Origin of the sequence: Asticcacaulis sp. AC460 (genome assembly GCF_000495795.1) — a bacterium.
Classification (GTDB): domain Bacteria; phylum Pseudomonadota; class Alphaproteobacteria; order Caulobacterales; family Caulobacteraceae; genus Asticcacaulis.
In genome coordinates, this window is the sequence record NZ_AWGD01000032.1 from 56662 (window position 1) to 79709 (window position 23048).

19 protein-coding genes are annotated in these 23048 nt (G+C 58.7%); 10 read left to right on the forward strand and 9 right to left on the reverse strand.

The window, feature by feature from the left end; all coding sequences use genetic code 11:
* Positions 1–275: 275 nt before the first annotated feature.
* The 9 genes from ABAC460_RS41685 to ABAC460_RS41720 all read right to left on the reverse strand — a co-directional run bounded on the left by ABAC460_RS41685 (position 276) and on the right by ABAC460_RS41720 (position 14238).
* A complete protein-coding gene (locus ABAC460_RS41685; protein WP_023454752.1) occupies positions 276–1178 on the reverse strand; it encodes an ArdC family protein in 903 nt (300 codons plus the stop codon).
* 83 nt (positions 1179–1261) lie between these two features.
* Entirely contained in the window at positions 1262–5509 is a 4248-nt protein-coding gene (locus tag ABAC460_RS41690) for a strawberry notch family protein (protein WP_023454753.1), read from the reverse strand.
* Positions 5510–5651: 142 nt separating this feature from the next.
* Positions 5652–7703 carry a ParB/RepB/Spo0J family partition protein gene (locus ABAC460_RS41695; RefSeq protein ID WP_023454754.1) on the reverse strand — a complete coding sequence of 684 codons (2052 nt, stop codon included), beginning with the start codon at positions 7701–7703 and terminating at the stop codon, positions 5652–5654.
* 33 nt (positions 7704–7736) lie between these two features.
* On the reverse strand, positions 7737–8675 hold the full coding sequence (locus ABAC460_RS49180) for a toprim domain-containing protein (protein ID WP_081716635.1): 939 nt from the start codon (positions 8673–8675) through the stop codon (positions 7737–7739).
* A 487-nt stretch (positions 8676–9162) separates the two neighbouring features.
* Positions 9163–10293, reverse strand: coding sequence for a replication initiator protein A (locus ABAC460_RS41705; RefSeq protein ID WP_023454756.1), 1131 nt, complete (start codon positions 10291–10293; stop codon positions 9163–9165).
* Between the two features lie 261 nt (positions 10294–10554).
* On the reverse strand, positions 10555–11604 hold the full coding sequence (locus ABAC460_RS41710) for a ParB/RepB/Spo0J family partition protein (RefSeq protein ID WP_023454757.1): 1050 nt from the start codon (positions 11602–11604) through the stop codon (positions 10555–10557).
* A gap of 12 nt (positions 11605–11616) precedes the next feature.
* A complete protein-coding gene (locus ABAC460_RS41715) occupies positions 11617–12855 on the reverse strand; it encodes an AAA family ATPase (protein ID WP_023454758.1) in 1239 nt (412 codons plus the stop codon).
* Between the two features lie 127 nt (positions 12856–12982).
* Positions 12983–13816 carry a transglycosylase SLT domain-containing protein gene (locus tag ABAC460_RS48520; RefSeq protein WP_023454759.1) on the reverse strand — a complete coding sequence of 278 codons (834 nt, stop codon included), beginning with the start codon at positions 13814–13816 and terminating at the stop codon, positions 12983–12985.
* On the reverse strand, positions 13813–14238 hold the full coding sequence (locus ABAC460_RS41720) for a hypothetical protein (RefSeq protein WP_023454760.1): 426 nt from the start codon (positions 14236–14238) through the stop codon (positions 13813–13815). The genes ABAC460_RS48520 and ABAC460_RS41720 overlap by 4 nt, the downstream gene beginning before the upstream one ends.
* Positions 14239–14825: 587 nt before the next feature.
* On the opposite strand from ABAC460_RS41720, the gene ABAC460_RS41725 reads away from it, so the two are divergent.
* From ABAC460_RS41725 to ABAC460_RS41770, 10 genes are all read left to right on the forward strand, one after another.
* Positions 14826–15170 carry a hypothetical protein gene (locus tag ABAC460_RS41725; RefSeq protein ID WP_023454761.1) on the forward strand — a complete coding sequence of 115 codons (345 nt, stop codon included), beginning with the start codon at positions 14826–14828 and terminating at the stop codon, positions 15168–15170.
* Between the two features lie 117 nt (positions 15171–15287).
* Entirely contained in the window at positions 15288–15569 is a 282-nt protein-coding gene (gene traL / locus ABAC460_RS41730) for a type IV conjugative transfer system protein TraL (RefSeq protein WP_006270802.1), read from the forward strand.
* 3 nt (positions 15570–15572) lie between these two features.
* Positions 15573–16172 (forward strand): type IV conjugative transfer system protein TraE, encoded by a 600-nt coding sequence (locus ABAC460_RS41735; RefSeq protein ID WP_023454762.1) that lies wholly within the window; start codon positions 15573–15575, stop codon positions 16170–16172.
* On the forward strand, positions 16172–16888 hold the full coding sequence (locus ABAC460_RS41740; protein WP_031237204.1) for a type-F conjugative transfer system secretin TraK: 717 nt from the start codon (positions 16172–16174) through the stop codon (positions 16886–16888). The genes ABAC460_RS41735 and ABAC460_RS41740 overlap by 1 nt, the downstream gene beginning before the upstream one ends.
* A complete protein-coding gene (locus tag ABAC460_RS48525) occupies positions 16885–18213 on the forward strand; it encodes a TraB/VirB10 family protein (protein ID WP_023454764.1) in 1329 nt (442 codons plus the stop codon). Before ABAC460_RS41740 ends, ABAC460_RS48525 begins: the two co-directional genes overlap by 4 nt.
* Entirely contained in the window at positions 18210–19043 is an 834-nt protein-coding gene (locus tag ABAC460_RS41750) for a DsbC family protein (protein ID WP_023454765.1), read from the forward strand. The genes ABAC460_RS48525 and ABAC460_RS41750 overlap by 4 nt, the downstream gene beginning before the upstream one ends.
* The gene (locus tag ABAC460_RS41755; RefSeq protein ID WP_023454766.1) at positions 19040–19483 is read left to right on the forward strand and encodes a TraV family lipoprotein; all 444 of its coding nucleotides are present in this window, start codon (positions 19040–19042) and stop codon (positions 19481–19483) included. Before ABAC460_RS41750 ends, ABAC460_RS41755 begins: the two co-directional genes overlap by 4 nt.
* A gap of 7 nt (positions 19484–19490) precedes the next feature.
* A complete protein-coding gene (locus ABAC460_RS41760) occupies positions 19491–22241 on the forward strand; it encodes a TraC family protein (RefSeq protein WP_023454767.1) in 2751 nt (916 codons plus the stop codon).
* Entirely contained in the window at positions 22225–22527 is a 303-nt protein-coding gene (locus tag ABAC460_RS41765) for a hypothetical protein (RefSeq protein ID WP_023454768.1), read from the forward strand. Before ABAC460_RS41760 ends, ABAC460_RS41765 begins: the two co-directional genes overlap by 17 nt.
* On the forward strand, positions 22520–22990 hold the full coding sequence (locus ABAC460_RS41770) for a TrbI F-type domain-containing protein (RefSeq protein ID WP_023454769.1): 471 nt from the start codon (positions 22520–22522) through the stop codon (positions 22988–22990). Before ABAC460_RS41765 ends, ABAC460_RS41770 begins: the two co-directional genes overlap by 8 nt.
* Positions 22991–23048 lie beyond the last annotated feature (58 nt).

Below are 23048 nucleotides of genomic sequence, written 5' to 3' on the forward strand. Positions count from 1 at the left end.
TGGTCATCATCGAACCCACGCCACCGCCAAACCGAAGCCCGCCACGGTCTTGACTTGGACGGGACCCGCCCATAAGTCATCTTCGCCGTCTGAGGTGTGAGAGCCCGCGGCGGCGGTTAATGGAAAAGATCCCGCGAGGTTCTTCTCCGTCGTTTTTGGCCAAAGAGCGAAAGGGCGGCGTCAAGCCGCCCTTTTACCAAAGGTCTTCCGCCAAGGTGCAGGCGCAGGCTTCAGCACGCAGCCAGCTCGTCACAAGGACCTGGCACCCCAAGACATCACCCCGCGAGGGGCAACGTCGACAAATCTTCCAAGCTTTGGCCGCCGTGGCGGTATTTTAGGATCATGTCACATGCTAATTGCGCCTTTCCAGCCGCCTTCAGCAGTTCGTTCGGTCGATCCTTCAAAAGCTCTGCCCAATAGCCGAGATATGCAATGTGGTCCTGGAAGACCGACTGTGATGGATTTATACCGAGGTGAAGCGATGTCAGATGCGACGTCAACTCCGCCACCAGCTCTTCCCGGGCGTAGTCCTCCCGGCCTTCATAGACGGCAAATCGGTTCAAGCGGCTCTTCGCGCCAGTGGCATGGCCAAATTCATGAAGGAGCGTGGTGACGTAGTATTCGTCATTGGCAAAAGCCTCCCGCGGCGGCATCCGGATGATATCTTCCGCCACGACGTAGCAGGCCATATTGCCTCCATGCGTGACCGGCACCGGGAAATTCGCCATGATGCCGGCGATGTCCTGCGCCAGCGGCTCCATAGCTGCGGTCGGCGCAGTCGATGGCTTGAAGAGCTCTGGCAAACCGTCGATCTGGTCAGCGTTAAAAACACAATAGGTCTTGAGAAAGCGCAGGACGCGATCATCACCTTTGTCTTCCGCCTCGCCCTCGATAGTCCGGGTCTTGTAGAGGATGGCAGGGGACGCTTTTTCGCCCTTGCGCACATTGCCGCCCAGGTCCTTGGCCTGATTGAATGTCAGCCAATAGGCACTGCCAAAACCGCGCGTCGCCTGCAGCATCGACAACAGGATGGCGTTCATCCCGCTGAAGGCCTCGCCGGTGGAGCGCAGCGGAAACCCCGGCCGGGCACCGTTGGCCCAAGGCTGCCGCCAGGGTGCGACGCCCTTGTCCAGTTCGATGATGATCGTGTCGATGATGGCGTCGAGTGCGGTATTCATTGGAAATCTCCTGCTTTCACCCGATCATTCGGGCTCGCAGGAGACCTCCCTTCCCTCTTCTTTCGCCGTACCCAACCGCCCGATCAGGCGTTGAGCACCAAGTCCTGCGCTGGATAGGACTTCAGCACGGCCCCCATCACGGACATGTCGCCGACGGGCAGGAAAACCCGCGCGGTGTGATTGATAATCTCGACGAAGCAGCCGAGGTCACGCAAACGCCTGTACTCGTTCGTATTGCCGAAGACCTCCAAACGGTGCCTGTCCATGACCTTCGAACGCTTGAGATTGAGGTTGCCTGCCAGCTTGACGGTGCCGACATTGCGCATGACCAGATCGTGGGCGCCCAAGGGACTGGCGATTTCGCGCTTGGCGTCCGACACGCCCAGCACGTCGAGCAGTTTCAGGGCTTCCGCTTCCGACATGGTTCGGCCGAGCCAGCGCTTGCCGTCCGGCGCCCGCAAACGCTTCACATAGCAGGACTTCGACGGCAGGTTCTTCCAGATCGGCAGCAAGAGACCGGTGACGAGATTGAGTTGAGTATGAACGAACGGATCGAGCCCGTCGATTTCTGCCTGCCAAAGGCTGCGCCAGTCCGCTTCTTCGATGGGTTCCCAGTTGCTTTCAGCGAACAGATCGTCGCGCACCAGGTCCTGCTTTGTCGGACGGTGCAACCGAATGGCCGGGATCAGGCCATCGTTGTCGTCGGTCGTGGTGACGCCTTTTTCCAGCAGGGCAATGCGCTTCGATTTCGGATTGTAGACGAAGTCATACTTGCTGCGGGGCCAGTTCTCAAAGATCCAATTCAAATCCTCTACACGGGTCATTTTCCGACGCTCCTTGACATCGAATTTCAGAAGCCTCGTCTCGGCACCTGTCGGATCGGTACGAATAACCTGATCACTCACGAGGTCGACCTGATGCGGTACAAGGTCTTCAACGCCCTTATCGAGCGCGCCGGCGGCTTCCGCTCGCTCCAAGATCGCCTTCAAACGACCTTCGAACTCGTCGAATACAGCGTCCTGGTCGGAAATACGCAGCGCCAGAAGCCGGTTCAGGAAGGTATGCAGGGGCGGCAAATCCTCGCTCGATAGCAGGCACCCGCTGTCGTCGCGAAGTTTCAGCGCCGTTTTACGCTCGAAGTCGCTGATGCCCATGCTCGGGATCTTGTCCTGGTACATGGCCTGATAAAAGGCCAACAGGGCGCGGCGTGCATAATCGTTTTCCAGGTTGTCCTCCGGCCGGAACAATCCGCTGCCGGCGCCGCGGCGCTCCCCGGTACTCAACGCCCCAAGACTGTGGAGGCGTCTGGCGATTGTCGAGAGAAACCGCTTCTCGCCCTTGATATTGGTTGTCACAGGCCGGAAGCAGGGCGCACAGACTTGATTGGAGCGATGCGTTCGCCCGATGCCCTGGATCGCTGTGTCAGCGCGCCAGCCGGATTCGACGAGGTAGTGGCGCCGGGGCTTCTGGTTGGCGCAGGCGCGGTCAGCATGATAGCTCCGCCCGGTCCCGCCCGCCTGGCTGAACACGAGAATGTCTTTGCGGCCGCCCATAAAGTCGTCGGTTTCGGATTTGGCGGCGCTGGCGGAGCGTTTATCCAGAACGAACTTGTCGTCCTTCAGGATCACACGGCGGCCGCGGCCGGTGATTTCAGCTATGCGCTCGGGCCCGAAATGGTGGATCAGACCGTCAAGAACGCCCGGCACACCAGGTAGGGTTGCCAGATTGAGGATCAGCTCGTCACGCAGGGCGAGCGCCTCCTGGCTATGAACGGCATTGCCTTCGCTATCCGTCATCGGCACGAGCTTGATATTGCCGTTATCGTCTTCGGTCTCAACGAAACAGGTCGTCGGGAACGAGTGCTGCAAATACTCGGTGACGGTATCACGCGGCGTCAGGTCGATATGCAGGTCGTTGTACTCCGCTGGAGACACGGCTTCCAGCCGACGTTCCATGACCGCCTGGTTCGTCGACACCAGTTGAACCACGCAGGCCAAACCTGCCTCGACGTCTCCCTCGATAGCTCGGATCAACGTCGGGGTCTTGAATCCACAAAGAAGCGCGTTGAAAAACCGTTGACTGGTACTGGCAAAGGCCGATTTGGCGGCGCCCTTGGCCTGACCCGATGCGGTCTTGCCCTCCCCGTCGACTACGCCGATGGCCTCCAGAGCCTTGTCGAGATTGGCATGGATGATTTCGAAGGCCTCGGCCCAGGCGTCCCAGATTTCGATATTGGCCGGCGTCAGCTCGTGCAGCAACGGATCGATCGTCAAACCGTCGAAGCTGAGCATCCGGGCGACATAAAGACCTTGCGCTTTCAATTCGCGCGCAATCAGTTCCATGACCGCAACGCCGCCATCGTCCGCCGCTTTCAGAAATTCCTCCCGGGTCAGGAACGGGGCCTCGGTCGATCCCCACAGTCCGAGACGGCTGGCATAGGCCAGGTTTTCCGGGGTAGTGGCGCCGGTTGCCGACACGTACATGATCCGGGCATTCGGCAACCGGTATTGCAGCATCAACCCGGCCAGGCCTTGCTGCGACGGCTTCTTGGCGCCGCGATTGCCTTTGCCGCCGGCAGCGTTCGCCATTTCGTGGGCTTCGTCGAAGACAATAGCGCCGTCAAAATCGGCCCCCAACCAATCGACGATCTGGTCGAGACGGGATTTCTTTTCCTGACGAGCGGCCACCCGCAAAGTGGCGTAGGTGCTGAACAGGATGCCCTTGTCCATACGGATCGGCTGCCCAAGCTTGTAGGCGCTCTGGCAAACGAGATCATTGGCCGCGCCGCCGATGGCCGACCAGTCTCGTCGCGCGTCTTCCAGCAGCTCGTCGTTCTTGGAAATCCAGACGGCCTTTGGGCGTCCGTTTGCTACATTGTCGGCGATCACCGCGGATATCTGGCGCCCCTTGCCGACACCCGTACCGTCACCGAGAAAGAAACCCTTGCGAAGCTGAAAGCCGCCCTCGTGGGTCTCGGGCACCGCTGTGTAACTGGTCTTTTGCTCATTCAGCGCCCAAAAGCCTGGCAGAATTTCAGAATGGGCCTGGCCGGCATAGACGACGGTTTCCATCTGGGCGTCAGACAGTCCACCCGTCAGCACCATAGGGGGCAGTTTCGGCTGGTATGTTGGCCGCGGCACGGCGACAGAACCCATGGCGGAGGATTCAACAAGTGAAGACGGATGGGCGAACGAGGGTGCAAGCTGCATCCGCGAGACGCGATAGGCGCTGAACAGGCCGACATCGTCACCGATCCCAGCCCAATCGATTGTCGTATAGGTCGCCAGGGCGGTCGTCTGGAGGAAGGATAGTCGGGTCGAGACGGTTGGTCGTGCTCCTGCGTTACCCGAAAAAGCCGCCACAGAGCCCGCAGGGCGGAAAATCCGTGCCTTGGCTGTCAAGCGAGCGGGAACGGCCGAAATTGCCTCCAGCGCATGTGCCAGGCTCTCGGCGGCCATTATCGAAGCGTTATCTTCCGTTGGCGCGACGCGATCGAAGACAAAAAGGCCGGTTTCGACCCCTGTGCCATGTTTACCGAAGGCATTTTCCGGCAGGATTATTGTGGCGCGAATAACAAACAGGCGTGACAGGCGCCCCAACGCCGGCGACTCGAAGAAGGAAGCTGGCACGATTGCTGAGACGCGTCCTCCATCGGCTACACATTTTCCGGCGCCGAGCAGATGCGCCTCGATGTCGGTGAAGGGAGGGTTCATGACGACAGCGTCGAACTGACCCGCGGTTTGCACCCGATCATGCAGCGTCTTCCCGTCGAACCGGCTGCGGTCCGACCCAGCGAAGGCAGCGTCGAGAAGCTCGGCGCGGGTCGCGGCGATTTCGTTCAAGTGAAGCCTGGCGCCACAGACCTCCGCCATGACGGCCAACATGCCTGTGCCGGCGGAAGGTTCAAGGACAAAATCCCCAGGCCGGATCTGGGCAGCCAGGATTGCCAGGGCAGCAAGTTCGAGTGGCGTGGAGAATTGATCGAGGGCCACTTGCTCCTCGGACCGACGCGAATGGGTCAGGCCAAGTACGGAGATTTTCGCCAGCGCCTCAACCACGTCCAGAGGCGCATCTTCGATCCGCGACACCTGGCACGCGACCTTGCGAACCTGCAGAACCTGCGCGACTTCGATGGCCTCATAGGCGTCTTTCCAGTTCCACACACCTTCGGTGTCGGTGCCCATGAAGGAAAAACTCATGGCATCACGTACTGTGCCGCGATCGAGCGCCTTGCCGCGCATCAGGCTGGGTTGCAGTGCTCGCGCCGCACCCAACAGGGCCGCCGATTTGCTGAGGGTGGTTGCGCCGAAAAGGGAAAGGGACTTGTTCATGGCTGACTCCGTCTGGTCTTGGGCTTTGCCCGGTTGAGATCAGCCTTCCCCTCCCTCCCCTCTTCTTTCGCCAACCAGGCCATTCGAACGCCGGCATGAAATTGGCCCCCGCCAGAACAGCGAGGGCCGGATAGTTCAGGGCCTATGCTGCCTCTGACAGTTGTTCATCGCCTCCAGTCACGGCGTCATTTGGGACAGGCTCCTCTTCGGGTTCCAATTCCTCGTCGCCTTCCAACTCAACGTTTCCTGCGCCCGCGGCATCGTCCGAATCCGCGTCCGCCGCATCATCTTCCGCCTCCAGTTCCGCGTTGTTGTCGAAGCTGAGCGCCGCAGGCACCCATTGATGGGCAACCCCCTGCTCCGCGATATAGCTGGCCAGCGCAGCCTTTTTCATCGTCCCCAGGGTGTCGCCCTCACAGCCCATACGGTCGGCAAAGCCGAGCAACTGCTTCTTCGAGCACTTTGCGTAGAAATCAGCGCTCGGGAACCAGTGGGTCCGGATGTCGTGGTCGATCTCCTCGGCGACCTCCTGCATCAGCGCCCGTGCCTTCTTCCGGATCATATTGGTCGCGTCCTCCGTGATCCACAGACTCGCCGCAGTCGTGAGGGCGAGAAGCTCCTGAATTTGCCCAAATGCCAGGCTGGACACCCACGCGTAGGGCCGCAGTCCCGTCTCGGCATAGGCATCCTTGAATTCCAGCAAGCGCTGAACCAGGCCCTGGTCCAGACCTTCTACTGCGCCGTAATTGGCAGCCTGGATATTGCGCGTGTAGCTGACCTTCAGGGCCCGGTCGTCGATGTAGCTACCCTGCTGCGAGAGAACCACCTGTTCGAACATGCTGCAGACCTGCAGTTTGAGCGCCGCTGAGAACGAGCCGGCCAAGGAACACTGTAAACCGCGCACGGCCATCTCGGTGGCCAGGCGGTGAAAGGCATTGCTCTCGCCGTCGGTGTCGATCAGGATTTTTCGTTCCGGAACGGTATCAAAGACACGCGGCTCTGCCTTTGGCGTGGCATCAAGCGCTGCGCGTTTGGATTCCTCCCAGGCGCTGATATCGTCGACGTAGGTGTGAAACTTGAATTCCAGCAGGGTTCTGTCGCCGGGGACGATGAGGACGGCCCGGACCGGCATCGGGGCCAGACGAGCAACTTCCTGGTCGAACAGGGCCTTGCAGAACGGCGCCAGTCCGGTGACCTCAAACACGCCATCTTCTGGCACCGGCGGCAAAGCTTCGCGAACCGTGGCCAATTTGGCCTGGGCCTCGGCAAGAGCCTCCCGTTCCTCCTTGCTTCGGCTGTACCGATAGCCAGGGTCGCCGAATTCTTCGGGAAGTTGCGCGTCGCTGTCGGGATTGATCAAGGTCGTTATACCCAATCCCTCGAACAGATCCCGCAACGGTTGGAGTTTTTCGGCCCATAGCGAAGCGGCAATGGGCGTGTCCAGGCACATGTCGGGCAACTCGTTCAGGAGGTCGGTTGAAACCTTTCCGCCGGCTTCAACGTAGGCGTCTACGCCTACGATCTTCATCATCGACGAGGCGGCCGACAAACCCTCCTGATCAAGATAATCGCGGACTTGGCCGGCGCTCAGGTGTCCGTACTGCCGGCCCTTGCTGATCACCGCTTCCTGCTCAGCCAGCGTTGGAATGCGCGCGATCATTTTGAGAGTGTTGAAGTCGATGAACTTGGTCTTGAATGCCGTGATGGCGTCGAGGTGGACGCGCGAGACGACCTGAAACTTCTTCACTTCGGCCAGATCCATGCACAAACCTCGTGCGATCTTGTCGACCGAGAACTTCTTGTCAGCCATGGCGCGGATGGCCAGGATCTTGTCAGCGGGACCGACCGGCAGGCGGGCGCCATTGGCAGTCACAAGAGCCGCGGCGATCGCTTCCTGGGTTTCGCAAAGCTCGGTCGTGATTTCGAGATCATTGGTAATCAGGCCCTGTTCCAGGAGCATTCGGAAGCCCAACAAACGACGACGACCGTCCAGCGCCATGTAGGGTTTTTCCTTTTTGCCGCCTTTACGGACCAGGAGCGGAAGCAATTGGCCGGCGGCATCGGGAGCCAGACTCTGAGCGAGGTCGGGGATCAATTCGTCGGCCGGCTCCAGAAATCGTGGATTTTCGGGCGCGATGTCGAGATCCTTCAGGGCGACGACGACGCGGGACAGCTGGGATGCTTGAGGGTTCATTGGTAGTCTCCATCAACTGGGTGAGGCCTATCCTCAGCGACCAGTCACCCTCCCCCTTCCCTCCCCCTCTTCTTTTGCCCGCCGGCCCATGACCTGTGCCATTTGGTTGAAGTCGCGAAACCGTTCTGGCGGCAAATGCACCGTCGCCATTAAGCCAAGTGAAACAAGGATTTCGCGTAGGGCTACGGCTGCCCACTCACCTTCCACGCCTCGGTCAGCCGCAATGAGGATTGAGCGCACACAGGCCGGAGGCCGGAAGGCACGCAGGTTACGAATGCCAAGAAGCGCATGGGCGGGAAGGCCAAAATAATCCGAGGCGGACAGCGCCGTCATGACTCCTTCCGCCACAAGCATTTCATAGGCTGGGTCATCAAGCTGGACAAAGCTTCCTGGCGGAACAACGCCGACGGTTTTGCGCGAGAGCTTCAGCTTGCCATCGCGGTCGCCGGTTGGATCGAGGTAGGTAAGCTCGACCGCCGTCGTTTGACCTTGTGGTGTTACGATCCGGCTCATAAGTGCTGGCCGGGTGAACCGGCTGTTGCGCTGATAGGCGGCCACGCGACACGCCGGATTATGCAGAACATTCTTTATCCTGACCAGGTCGCGCGCGATCGCTCGGTATTCGTGGAGATACCTGGCGCTTGAGGTCTCAGGCAACGGGACGCCGGCGCTCCAAAGATCTTCGGCGACGCCTCGTTTTTGTCCGTCCGACGGGCACGAAGGCTTCTGTATCGAAGCCCCTCCCGCACCAGGGTAGCCTGCCCTGTCGATAAGACCCCTCGCCTTCAGGTCATCAAGAATTTCAAATGGCGTAGCTCCACCAAAGCTGAAAGCAACGACACGGCCCGTTCGACCTATCACCAATGAAGCGGACCGGTCTGTCGGGCTATGACCAGGCGCAGGAATGGATGCTCGATGACCGCCAGCGTAGATGTCTCCGCCCTTCGCTCTGACAATATCAACTAAACTCATAAAGTGCCTCCGATGGATTTTTTCACGGAAGCTAGCCCTCCCCCGCCCTTTTAACTCAGCAGGGCCGACATTGAGGATGTTGGGTTTAATGGCGATAGCGTGCTCGGGACAAATTACTTAAAAAAATCAATCAATAAACATCAAAGCCTAGTTAGAGGGTTAAAATTGATGTTTAGAAGGTTAAAGGGCGCTAAATAGACAAAAACGTTATATTTTACAATAGGTAATGAAATTGTGGCGTTCTTGATGTGTCGATGAATAGTTCCCGAAAGATCAAGGCTGGTGTTCCCGATGTGTCGAGGTATCGTTCCCCAAGTGTCAGAGAGCGTTCCTGATGTGTCGAAGGTCGGTGACTTTCGGGCTAAAATTGAATCTGTTTTCGCGAAGATCGGGGAAAAGACGTTCAATTCGATTCGGTGAGAGTCAATCCTGGATGAAAGCCGCAGATTTGGGCTTCGCTCTGTCGTCACTTCGGGAACGCAGATGCTCAACGCCCGCCGAGTTGAAAACGATTCTTCTCGTGATATCGCTTCACGAATCCTATGAAGGCGCTCTGATATAGCTCGGGCTCTCTATCGGACGCTTCGCGAATCCACGCCCTAAACTCCGCGTGGAGGGCATGGAAGTCCCAACCGCGATAATGCTTACGCAGATATTCTAGCGTTTCGTCTGTCAGGTAGTTTTTAGGCTGGGTCGGCTCTCTGAGAGGCGTGCTGGATGCAGGCCCCTGTAACCGCACCAACGGCTTGGCCGGGATCGGAGTCACCTTGGGCTTGGGGGGGGCGCAGGCCGCAGAGTTCCGGGTCATGAGTAAAAGCGGTTCGCGTGATGTCTTGGCGTCGATCAAGGCCAGGTTAAACCCCGGCAGGTCGTTTCGCCTGACGATCGCGGCAATCTCAAATTTGAAGCGGCGATACTGGCCTTCGGCACCAGATTTTTCAAATAGGGTGGTGAGGGAAATGGCGAACCCTTCCTCCCCGGCCCCGCCAGCGTGTTTTCTTACGACCTTGTAAAGCCAGCGTTCGCGGCCGCCGGTTATATCGAAATAAGCTCTGTCGATAGAAAGCACGCCACCGCTCATAAGGACGCCGTCGTAAAACCAACTCGAAAGAGAGATGCTCAAGCCGCGGGATTTCTCAGTCTTGGCGTCAATAAGCTGGCTCCAATTATCGAGCCATGAGAACGTCGCTTCCCGGCGTTGTTCAGCACGGATATTCGTCTTTATGGTGGTCGATTGGAGTCGGTCTAGAGCGCCGCCCAAGAGCTCGTAAGAGCGCCCTGAGATGGGTCTGCCGATTGAGCGAAGGAGATCGTAGGGCATAATCTTGAGCGTGCGAGGAATCTCATTGGCACGGCGTTCCTTCAGATCGTTGAGTATGCTGGCGCAGTAAATCAAGATGTCGGCGTCCCAGATTGTCGCCATGCCGTAGTCGGGGTTGGCTGAGACGTGGACCCATGTCTTGCCGTCCGGCGAGGTATAGTCGATGGGCTTTAGGCGCTTTGATTTGGCCAGGCTGAAAAACGGGCGTTCCATGACCTCGCGCTGGTCGCGGAGGTTAAGATCAGCGAGGTAAGGTAGAAAGAGGTCGATCTGTTCCTGCTTCTCGCTAATGTCCATGTCATACCAACTTTCTAAGCCTACAGAAGATGATCACACTGTCTCGTTAACCAGTTTCCCCGGGGAAACATGAGAACCGTAGACTGATTCTCCGGAGGCAATACCTCGGCACTACTGGGCCATACTTCTGTGCTGGGTAAGGGTTAACCGGAGAAGATATCTCCCCCGGGCAACTGGTTGGTAGGCCGTCGATAGAGTTGGGCTCCCAGCCAGGTTGGCGGTAATTTAACTTTGCATTAACCGGTTTCCCCGGGGAAACATCTACAATCGCAGTCCTTTGCCTTGCTTCTCGAGAGTGTCGAGTGCCAATTTGAGCATGCGCCCAAGGTCGGCTTCCGACGCCCCTGAGCCCGCATGAAGGCGAATCGAAACCCCATTTCTATTGGACGAAAGGACGCTTAGAGCAGTGCGCCCCCCGGCCGTATCGAACTTAATCAATTCCTCGTCAGGGGCGGTTTCAACATCTGCGGCCGAAAGTCGGGAAAGAACCTCGGTTGCCTGGATGGTGGGTTGTCCCGCTGCCCTTCTGTCTAGCTGTTCAGAAGTTATCGCCTTCGCCACACTTTTGAGCTTGGCTAACGCGGATGGATCACGCTCTTGGATGATACCTTGGACCTTTTGCGCTAGCGGGTAGCAGGTCTTCAACTGAATGTCCGTATGGGCCGCGAAGGCGCCGACGATCCAGTTGGGAAGTCCGGCGACGGTAAGCATCTTTGACAACCACCCCTTCGACAGCCGCAGGCGCTCTGCCATTCGGATTTGTTTGCCGCCGTAATGTTCAGTAAGTGCATGGAGGTAAGTGCGCGCTCGTTCATAATCGGACACGTCCTTTCGCGCCCGGTTTTCGATGTCTGAGATCCGAAATGCCGCCTCATCGTCCAAGGTTTGAACTTGGGCCAAGAAAAGCATATCGGGGTAGCTATTCGCTCGAAGCCATGAGATCACCCAATGGCGTCTCGATCCGGCGACTACCTCGTAGTCATGATCTGGATCGCCCGAAACTCGACGGACAATTGCAGGGACCTTTTGGCCGCCTTCCGCAAGGATCGCGTCGATCAAATCGCGACAGGAGTCTTCGGTCAATTGATCCTGGAGGCGCGGGTTTCCTTTCCATATTCGCACCTTGCCCGGGTCCAGAAGGAGTTGGGTCACCTGACTGACTTCGCCACTCGCAACCCTGGCAAGGGCGGACTCGCGAGCCAACAGGGTCATTGTTTTTTTGGGTTCAACAATCGGTGCCGATTCGACAGTGGGCGTCTGGGTGTCTTCGGTGAGTAAGGCCGACAGGTAGTCGGCTTGCCTTTTGGACATTCTCGTATCTCCTTAACTCGCGGCGAGAAGCTGGGCAGGCCTATCCAGTTCGGCGCGTCCCCAACGCCGGCGGATAAGTTGCTCGACTTGCGCCATCGCCTGATCAATGTTTGAGCGGCACCGCTTATGGGTCTTGGGCGTACCAATCGGACGCTCAAGTTCGTAAATTGTCATCATGCGTAAGGCCGCATGGCTGATTTCGGCCGACTCGAGAATAGGCACCGGCAGAAGAGCGGGGCCGAAAGCCTGTTCCATAATGGTTTGCACCATCGCGTGGCTTGGGTCGTTGGAATTGAATTTAGAGCAAATTAGACGGCAGAAATCATATTCGACACTGATGCCCGATTCCTGAAGTTGTTCAATAACCTGGCTCATCATGGACAGGAACTGAACCGTTGAACAGAAGTCCGGTGTCGTTGCGGCCAAAGGGACCAGAAGGGCGTTCGCCGCTTGCATGACAGCCAAGGAAATCGTTCCGAGGGCAGGGGGGGGGTCGAGAAGGACGACGTCGTAATCTTGAGCAAGGTCTGCAAGCCCCTTGCGCAGTTTGCGGAACCTGGCTGCAAGGGTGCTGCCGCCGCCTGATCCAGTGGCAGCCAGCTCGTATTCGACGTCGAACATTTGCAGGTTTGACGGAATCAAGTCGACATTCGGCCAGATCGTCGACTTTACCGCATAGCGAAGGTCGTCCTGAGTCGGTTCTATCGATAGATATGGGTAGAGGGTCTCTTCACGCCGTATTGCAAAGTGAGGATTGAAGCCAAACAGGGTGGTTGTCGTGGCTTGGCTGTCACAATCGACAACGAGAACACGGTATCCTGCAACCGCAAGATAGTGCGCCAAATGCGTAGTTACGGTCGATTTTCCTACGCCACCCTTAAAGTTCTGTACGGTGATTATTGCCGGTTGATCCTCCGCCGTGCGCTGGGGAGAGGCGCCCAAAACCTTGCGCATATTCAGGAGGGCTTCCATATCATAACCCCGACGGTGGCCCTTTTTACTTTCAGGGGGAGCGGGGAGGCGACCGTCCTGTTCGGCGGCACGGATGCGGTTGCTTGAGCAGCCCAACAACTCCGCAGCCTCTTGGATGCCGAGTTGAACATTCAGCGCCTTTTCGGAGCCAGGGAGGAACGAGGCTTTACGCAGACGCTCGACCATTTTTTCACCCGAATCGGCCAGATTGCCTATTCTTTGCGCTTCCGCGATATGATTTGCATCAAGGCCCAGGTCGTTCAATCGATTTGCATTCATTTAGCTACCCAATCTTGCATTTGAATGATTCTTGCGGAAAACTTATCATTTTACGTTCAATGCAGTCCACAGGGTTAATTCTGCGTTAAGGGTTGGTGCGTTCAGCCTGTGAAACTTTCCTTTTCACTCAGGGCAGATTCAGACTCTCGAAGACTTCGAAGACCTTTTTCGGCTGGCCGTGCTTCCCGAAAAATAACCTACTGTTGGCTTTCGCCCCGGCTGGAGAAAACGGATAGGCCATCGCATCCGGGCTTTCCGCCATGGCCCTAAGGAACCTGAGACCATCTATTTCGCCGAAAAAATGAAGCGTATATAACTCAGAGACGGTAGGGGCGCGGCCCAAGGCAGACACCAGTACCCGATAATTTCGCAGCGAAAACGCCGCCGCGATCCGGGAACTTACTAAGGGATCTGAACGAAGCGAAAGCAGACGAGACCGCTCACCAGGCGCCAAAGTTTCACACACCCCCCGACGGTTTTGCGAGATTTGGTCGCTACCAACAACTCCTAAACCAGGTCCGAATTCTCGCATGCTGCATAGCCACGTATTATCGGTGAACTGAAACAAACCCGCGGCAGTCGACGTCGGCGATTCCGCAAACGGGTCGAAATGGCTTTCCCTGTTGGCCAAACGAACTAGGTAGCGCGGGTCCAAACCTGCAATGAAGCCCTCCCGCGCAACCAAAGCCGCCAAACCATTTGGTTGCCTTGTAAAGGTGCTGACCGAGAGGTCTCTGGAAATACGTACATCTGCCAAGATCCGCAGGCCCGCGTTAGCTACTGCAATCCTGACGTCTGGATCGAGTGACAACTCACCAAGAAGGCCCGGTAGGACTTCGGCCTGGAAAATTTCCGGATCGCGAAGGTGAACCCAAGGTTCAGCCGAACTCGCGGCACCCGCGCCGGCGTGAGACCCGGAGAGCAGCGTCAAAGCAAGAATTGGCCAGCCCTTCAATTTCATGGTTTGGAACGCTTGACAGGCGAGGGGAGGCTCTCTTCGTCGTTGGCGGAAACGGGGTGAGCAACGTCTCCCAAGACGATACGCGTAACTTTCTGAATGAATTCACGGTAGCTATGGCTTGTCTCCGCAGCCTCGTAAAGCTGCCAGGGCTTCACCCCAAGTTCGAGCATGATATTGTGGAACAGTTCGATCTTCGTAGGTCCGCTGATGAGCCTATAATTTTCGTCCATGACCGGAGTAATATAAATCTTGAGAGTATCTTTATTTATTCCGAGATCGCGAATTAAGTTCTTCCGAACAAACGTTCCACCGGCGCGGGGTTGTTGTAAAAGGGCAAAGGCGTACTGCAGAGCCTCCGCCACGCGTGCGGTAATTACGTCCGCCGTGTACAAGGCTTCGGGCACATTCCATAGATCGACCATTGTACCGCCCCCTTGCCGGATACCACATCAACTCGGCGAAGCTAGGCAAAACACTACCCACTCGACGACGCGTTAGAACAGATGAAACAAATTGAAACTGTTACGCTATTTCGCCTGATTGGCGAGAACTGGGACTGAAGTTACTGAGAAAGTCGACCGCATAAATCAAAAAAAACCTGAGCGCAACCTGTCGTTTTAGTGAACCCAGTTTTTATGTTCGGGTTGCGACCGGGCTATTCCGCTTACGTAAAGGAAGAATGATATACACAAGCATTGGACCGGCAAAGTAGTTACGAACTCTAAGTATTTACGGCCGGTTCGAAGCACTTTGATGCGAATCATACAAGGATCATTTCACACGCCAATACCGCATCGGGCAGATAATTTCCTGCTGCCGACGAGGTTTTCCCGGCCTCGTCCGGATTAACCCATGCTTGCGCAGGAAAAAACCTGCCATGGTCGGAATTACCCGACAGAACACCTCTTTTTTCCGGAATCTTGTTCTTTGACAAATAGTTAAGTAAATGAGAATTCTCCCCTGTACCTCGCGGGTACGTTGAAATCTGACCTCAAAGGGGCTCTCACATATGAAAAAGCTTGTCGCGCAGGCGTCCGATCTGCGGAACCACCTCGTCAACAATACGAACATCGTCGAGGACGCCATTCTCCTTGGCGCCTTGGTCGCCGGTGTCGCCCTGTTCGGCAGCGCAATCGCCGGAACTGACACCACCTTCGCTGCCGCAACGGCCAAGATCACCGGCTGGTCGACTGGTTCGCTCGGCAAACTCGCGGCCGTTGCAGGAATTGCTTCGGCCCTGGTGGGCCTGGTCATGAAGTTTGACTGGCGCTTGATCGCCGGCGCCGCCGGCATCGGTCTCACGGCCGCTACGGGTCCTGGTATCGTCACCGCCCTGGCCACCGCGACATTCTAAGTCGCAAAGGGGAGGCGAGGGCCTCCCCACCTTTCCTCAGCGCCGGTGACGCCGGTAAATCGATGACGACTGCCGCGGCACGGGAATGCTGCGCCAGATCAATCAAGTCTGGTTCAAATGAATACCCGTATCCCCCAACATCTCGACGAGCCTGAGCGCTATTTCATTTTCACACCGGACGAACTGGTCGTGGTCGTGGCGCCGCTGGTCGTTCTGACCATCGTGAGCAATTTCCTCGTGGGCCTTATCGTTGCGGCGATCGGCTTTTGGCTGCTTCGCCGGCTCAAAAAGGGAGGCAACCTCAACCGGCTGCTCTGGGCGGCGTACTGGCTTCTGCCATCGAGCACGTTCGGCCTCAAGAAGACGCCGGCGTCCCATGAACGCCTATTGGTCGGATAGGTCATGGACTTCCAGAAAACCCAAAAGGAACGGCAACTCTTCGCGCAGCGGTCAGTCGTGCTCGGCGGACTGCTGGCATTGAGCCTGACGTCGACCGCCGTACTGTCGCTTTGCCTGATGAATAGCAGCCGGATCATTCTCGTCCCGACCCTGCCGGCCGACGCAAGCCTGGACGCCAACGGTCATGTTGATGCGGAATATCTCGAAGACATGTCGCGTGATGTCGCGTGGCTCTTCCTCAACAAAACACCGGAAACCTCAAGGTATTTCGAGCGCAAGGCCCAAAGGATCATGGATCCGGCGAGCTTCGAGGGGGTGAAGGTCGCGCTCGAAAAGGAAAGCGCCAGGGCCGAGGCTACCCACACCTCCCAGGCCTTCTTCCCGGACGATTTCTTCGAGGACCCTTCGAACCTTTATTCGGAGGTACGGGGGCGGCTGGTGATCATGCAGGGGACGCAGGTGATCGACGACCAACCGAAGATCTATGCACTCCACTGGAGCAAGACCGGCACCCTGGTCCGGCTCCTGTCGATCGCCGAAATCGATCCAAAAGACGCCAAAGGCGAAAAGGTCAAACCCATACAAACGTCGGAGGGCATGTGATGACAGCCAAACTCCTATTCGCTGCACCGGTCTTCGGCCTCGCCTGTTTCGCTTCCCTGGCCTGCGCAGAGGTGATTTCAGTCAAGGACGGGAGGGTCTCCGTCGATGTCTCGGCCATGCAGATGTCGCGGCTGCTTGTCCAGGGCGAGAAGATCACGGCTGTCCGTAGTCTCGACGACCCGTCCGGGCCCCAGCTGCTCGTGCAAAACGATCCCGCCACCGGCGACGTATTTGTTGGTTTCGATGGTGATACCGCCGGCCGAACCTTCAGCCTGTTTGTTACGACCGACCAGGGTGAAACGGTCCAGGTCCTGCTGCATCCGGGTGACGGGGCGGCCAGGACGATCGAACTCGTGCCGGAAATAAAGGCGACAGCTCAGACGGGCGCGGCCTCGCTGAAAGTCAACGGCTATGTTGAGACCGTCACGGCCTTCATGAAATTGATGTTCAACAGCCAGGTTACTGACGGCGTGACTTACACGCCAGTCGACGACGAGGGCGAGACAACCGCGCACCTCAAAATCCGGACCGTTGGCTACTACCGCGCTGCCGGCATCCGCGGCATCGTCCTCTACGTCACCAATCGCGATACGGTTCCCCAAGACCTGAAGGCCGAGCAGTTCCTCGTCAAACATGTGATCGCCGCCGGTGTGAGCCACGAGATGCTCAAACCGGGCGACAGTGCGCGGGTCTACATCGCGGAGGAGGCCCAGTGAGTATTCCCGACCCGATCCCTGAGTCCGTCGATGACATCGGCAATCCGAACGTCCAGGCCCGTCGAGGGCAGAACCTTCGCTGGCTTCTGATCGTCGGCGCGGCGGCTGTCCTCGGCGCTCTGGTTTTCTACATGATGAATTTCAAGAAGCCGGCGGGCGCAGCCGCCGTGCAGCAAAAGGCGCTCGAACAAAGGAGCCTGGCCACGGCCAACGTTGCAGCACCGGCCGCAATCAGTCCTGAGGCGGAGAATACGAAGCTGCGCGGCCAGATGGCCGACCTGCAACAGCAACTGCAAACGACTATGGATCAGAACGCCCAACTGACCAGCCAGAACCAGATGCTCGGACAGCCGGGAGTCGTGCTCAACGACCCCCCTGTCCAAACCTATGTACCCAGAACACGCCGGGGCGCAGCCTACAACCAGACGGGCTCGCAAACCCCGGCGCCAGGTGACGCTGCCTCTATTCCCCCCGCTCAGAGTGCAGCGTCACCGCTTTTCGCCGGCGCGGCCACGGCAGGGGAGGGGGCTGGCGCGCCCAAACGGTCCATCCGGCTCCTCACGGTCGGAAATAGCCTTGAAGCGGCCCCGGCGGCTTCAACGGCGGCCGCAGGCACAGCTGGAGACGGTGCCGGCACGGACAAGGTGAGTATCTACGACAGTTCCCAGTATGTCGCGCCGAATTCGTATGTCTTGGCCAAGGTTCTCGTCGGCGTCGATATGCAGACCGGCATCGCGTCGACGGCCGATCCCAAGCCGGTACTTTTCCGGATCGAGGGCAGCGCCATTGGCGTGGGCGCTGACGGCAAATACCAGACAAGCAACCTGAACGGCTGCCTGGTGAATGGCGCAGCGTTCGCGGAGCTGTCGAGCGAAAAGGTCTATATCAAGCTTCAGAAGATCACCTGTGCGGTCGACGGCAACCATACCCTGGTCTCGAAGGTCGACGGCTATGTCACCTATATGGGCAAGTCCGGCGTCCGAGGGCGCGTTGTCTCGCGGGAAGGCAACTTTGCCGGCAAGGCAATGGTCGCCGGGACGCTCCAGGGCCTGGGCCAGGCCATGAGCACCAATGTCCAGCGCAGCCAGACCGCCATCACCACGACGGGTTCGGGCGGAAGTCTCGCCACGGTACCGCTATCGTCCTCCCAGATAGCGCAGGACGCATTGGGCACAGGCGTTGGCAATGCCTCCTCGATGCTCGCCGACTACTACATCAAACGCGCGGAACAGTATCAACCCGTCATCGAAATGCCGACCGGCATGGATGTCGAGTTGGTCTTCCTCGACGGCTTCCGCTTTACGAATAAAGGCAGCACGAAATGATCCCCGCCTGGACCAAAACGAAACTGAACCGGGAAACCCTGGGTATCATCGGCCTCTTCGGCGCCGCCGCGATCGCGGTCGTCGTCGCCGGCGTCCTTTTCCTGCCGCAGAACGCCACCAGCCTCCAAACCAGGATACAGGCTGATTTCCCCAACACCCGGATCACGTCGATCAACTGCGACACCGCCGTCGACGGGCTCTGTGAGGTGACCGCCGGAAAGAACCTGTTCTATGCCACGCGCGACGGACGTTTCATCGTCGTCGGTTCGCTGATCGACTTGCAAAAAAAGCTCGACCTGACCGACGAACGGCTGAAACAGCTGGCCGCGCTGGACCTCGCCACGGACAAGGTGACCTCGGCACCGGCCAAGGGCACAGCGCCACAAGTTCCTGCCCTGGCCAAGCTTGACGTCGACCTGCCGCTCGCCAACGCCGTCATCCATAATCCCGGCGCACCCATCAAGATCAAGGTCTTCTCCGACTTCAGTTGCGGCTACTGCCGCATGCTGTTCGCCGAACTGTCAACGACCAAGGGCATTGAGGTGACCGAGTATCCGATCGCCATTCTGGGTGAGGAGAGCGCCACGAAGGCCCGGATCGTGTTGTGCGCGAAGGACCGGCCCGCTGCCTCCATCAAAGCTTACACCTCCGGCAAAATTGAAACCGGATCGGATTGCGCCGCGGCAGCCGCGGCCGTCGAGGCCAATACGCGCTTTGCGCAGGCGCATGGCGTTTCCGGCACGCCCACCATCATCCGTGCCGATGGCACCGTCAACCAGGGTTACCTCGCCCTGGACGCTCTGAAGGCCTTTGGGGAAGCCAAATCATGACCAAGGTCATCGCGCTATTCGCTCTGCCGCTTGTCCTGACCGCCTGTGCGAGCACAAGTACCACGTCCCAAAGCTGGTCGTGCCGGGCGGTTGGAAATCAAACCTGCGCCTCGATCCATGAGATCGACAACAGGTCGGCCGGCCAGGACAAGCAAGTGCCTCGAACCGCCATTTTTGGGGCCCGGCTCGCTAATTGGTGGGATGCACCTGCTCCGACGTCGGTCACGCGGGAAGACGCGCCCCGCCGCGAATACGACCAGACGATGCGGATCCTCCTCGCGCCTTACGTGGACGCGCAGGGCGACTATCACGACCGAGCCGAGGTTTATGCGGTGATGCGCAAGGCCCAATGGTGGATCGCGCCGCCGGTGCCCGTTGCGGCTTCGCCGGAGCCGGGCGCGAGCTTGCCGGCGGCGGCGTCGACGCCCGAGAAGGAATAGGGCGGCCATGCGGGGATCGGATTTCAACGGCATGATGGCTGGCATTCGTGCCAAGGCGCACAGGCTGGCGCGCGGTATCTTCTGGGATGATCTGCCGGAGCCAATGTCCGCGCTTGACCGCGACGTACCGCCGTCTCTCGCGGCCAAGCTGCCCTATCTGTCCTGGGACAGCGTCCACCAGTTGTACCAGCAAGACGATACCGCCGGCCTGATCCTCGAGGTCACGCCGCTTGGCGATCTGACCGAGGCGAAGCACGACATCATTGCCCAGATTTTCAACGATAGCCTGCCGGAAGGTATCCACGTCCAGATCATCAACTGGTCCTCGCCCAAGGTCGGGTGGATACTGGATCGCTGGGCGAAAGCGCGTTCGGCCGGCGGCGGCGTGTTCGTCGAACTGGCGCACCATCGCCGGCAGCACTTGAAGTCGGGTGTGTGGTCGTCGATGTCGCGCAGCGCGCCGATGTTCGTCCGCGATTACCGCATCTATTTGGCCTTCGAGCTCAAGGGAAGTGCTGCCGGCGAAGCGGGCAAGGCGCTCCACGATCTGCATCAGACCATTGACGGCACCTTCAAATCCCTCGGGGGATCGGTGACCGTGGTCCGGCCCAACGAATTGCTCAGCTTTCTGCGGGCGGTCCTCAATCCGACCAGTGGCCTGGGATTGGAGACACCGCCCTACGACCCCGAAATGACGATCCGTGAGCAGGCGGTGGCGCGGGACACGACACTTACGCATTACCGGGAACGTCTTACGACTTCGGCCTGGTTCGTGGGCGATGCCTTCGGAAAGACTGGTCCAGTAACCGATGAGGCCACAACTGAGCGGTTCGAAATCCGCACCTTCTCGGCGGAACGATACCCCGAAATCTGCCACCAGGGCGTGGTGGGATCGCTGATCGGCGATTTTTTCAATGCGCAACTCCAGCCGATGGGTTCCAACCTGACGGTTTTGTATTTCTCTCCCTGGACCTACGACAAGACCAAGTCACACACCGAGTTGAAGGCCATGCGCGCCAGCCAGCAGGCGGCGGGGCCGACGGGCAAGTTCTTTCCGAACGTAGCGCTGGCGGCCGCCGATTGGGACCATGCCAATGTCGAAGTCTCAAAGGGCGCCAAACTTTGTGAAATGTCGCTGTACGTCGCCTCCATAACGCCATTGGGCGAAGGCGAGAAGGCCGAACGCTATCTGAAATCCATCTGGGCGAATGCCGGTTTTGGCCTCAGTCGGAACGACGTGCTGCATTTGCAGACGCTTCTGGCGTGCCTTCCTCTGACGATGGGGCAGGGGCTCTGCGATGACTTCCGCAGCCTCCAGCGACTGAAACTTATGCCGACCAGCTGCATGGCGCTCCTGGCGCCGCTGCAGGGCGAGACGACAGGCTGCGACGTTCCGCACATGCTGCTCCTGGGCCGCAAGGGGCAGCCCTTCTTCTGGAGCCCATTCGCCAACGAAGCGGAAGGCTCGGGCGGCGGCAACCACAATGTCTCGGTCATTGGCAGTTCCGGCTCCGGCAAATCGGTTTTCATGCAGGACATGGCGGGCGGCCTGCGCGGCGCTGGCGCCCACGTCATGGTGCTCGACGACGGGCGGTCGTTCGAGAACACCTGCCGCATCCAACAGGGCCAGTTCATCGAGTTCACCCTGAATTCCGGGCTCTGCCTCAATCCGTTCTCGATGTTCGATCACGCACTGGCCGAGGCCGACGAGGAATACAAGGACGAGTGCCGTGAGGCCATCCGGGCGCTGGTCCTGCAAATGGCGCGCGGCAGCGGAGATACGTCGAAAGAGGAAATCGGCGCCATCGCACAGTCGGTCAACGCCGTCTGGGAAGAGCGCGGCGCCGACGGCGATATTGATGGCGTCGCAAATCACCTTGAGCGGACCCAAGGCGAGATGGGCCGCAACATGAAGCTTTCGATGTCGGAATACATCCAGGGTGGTTCCTATTGCGCGCTTTACAACGGCCAATGCTCCTTGAGCATTACCAACCCGTTCACCGTCTTCGAGCTGTCGCCGATCGAGAGCAAGAAGGAGCTCAGGGCCTCGGTCATCCTTGGCCTGCTCATGCTGATCCGCCAACGCATGAAGCACGGCGGCCGGTCGCTGAAAAAGGCGCTGTTCATCGACGAAGCCTGGCAATTGCTCGGCGATGGCGCCGCAGGGCCCTACATCGAAGGCTTCGCGCGCCGGTGCCGGAAAGAGGGCGGGGCGCTGATCACGGGCACGCAGTCCCTCGCTGACTATCAGCAGACGGCTGGCGGCCGCGCCTGCATCAACAACAGCGACTGGAACGTCATTCTGCGCTTGAAGGAAGAGGCCATCGCCGCCTTCGAGAAGGAAGGCATCCTCCAGGCCTCGGCCGGCGACCTGACGGTCATGCGATCCCTGCGCACCTCCCAAGGCGAGTTTTCGGAAGCCTTCATTCGCGGACCGGCGTTCAAGGCTCTTGGCAGGCTGGTGCTCGATCGCTTCTCGCTGACGCTTTATTCGACGAAGCCGGACACGCTCTTCGCGGTGCAGAACCTTATCAAGCAGGGGTTGGATGTCGCTGAGGCCGTTCGCCGGGTCGCGTTCGAAGAGGATACAAAGAGCCGCTTCACCGACAAGGACATCGAATACGCGAGGATGCTGCTGGGTTTTGAGCCGATCAAGAAGCTCGTCGACGACTATCTGGCCATGTCGGAGCGAGACCGGCGCGCCTTCATCCGCAAACAGTATAGTGCCATGGGGTTGATCGATGCCGACGCAGCCTAAATCCTTGCCCGCCGTTCTGATCGGTGTCCTGCGTGACGTCGACTTCGGGCATCATCTGGAAAGCCTGGCCATCACATTCACGGTCAGCGTCGTCCAAACCCTGCTGGTATTCGGACTGCGGGTCGACTCCTGGATGCACGAGACGGCCAATTTCCTGCGCCATTACGAGAGCGCCTCGGACGTTGCGCGCATCCCCATCAACCTGGTTCTGGCCATAGCCTTCACCCTCAATCTGCTGATCGTCGTCATCGCGCGCCGGCCTAAACAGGTGCTCATCAATGGCTGATTTTCATGACTCACCCGTAGCACCGCCCACGCTTGCAGGTCTGGCCAAGGCAAGGTTCCGCCTGAAGGTTTCGCTTGGCGAAGCCGGCGTCTGCCTCCTGGTCGTAAACCTGTTCGTCATGGCGGGGCTCTTCTGGAAAATCGAGGTGAACAAGCCGCCGGTCATCGCGACTGTCTCCGTCACGCAGTTAAGCCGGATATACGGCCAGCAATTCGCGGCCGATCCTTCCAATACGCCGGAAATGATCCAGCTGAAGACTCGCATCTTCCTGGCGACGACCGAGAAGTTGCTCGCCCAATCGGCGAAGCAAAAAGGCATGGTTGTTTTCGCGCGCGAGTGCGTTCTGACCGGAGACAGCCTGGATCTAACGCCGCAGGTCTCAGGCGCCGTCGACCAGGCGCTTAAGTCGGGTGCTCTGACCATGGGAGGGACCGGCAATGCCGCACTCAACCTGGCCCAGTAGTCTTAAGCCCAAGCTCACGAAGCGGAAGGCGGGCCTAATCCTATGGGCGATCGTTGCA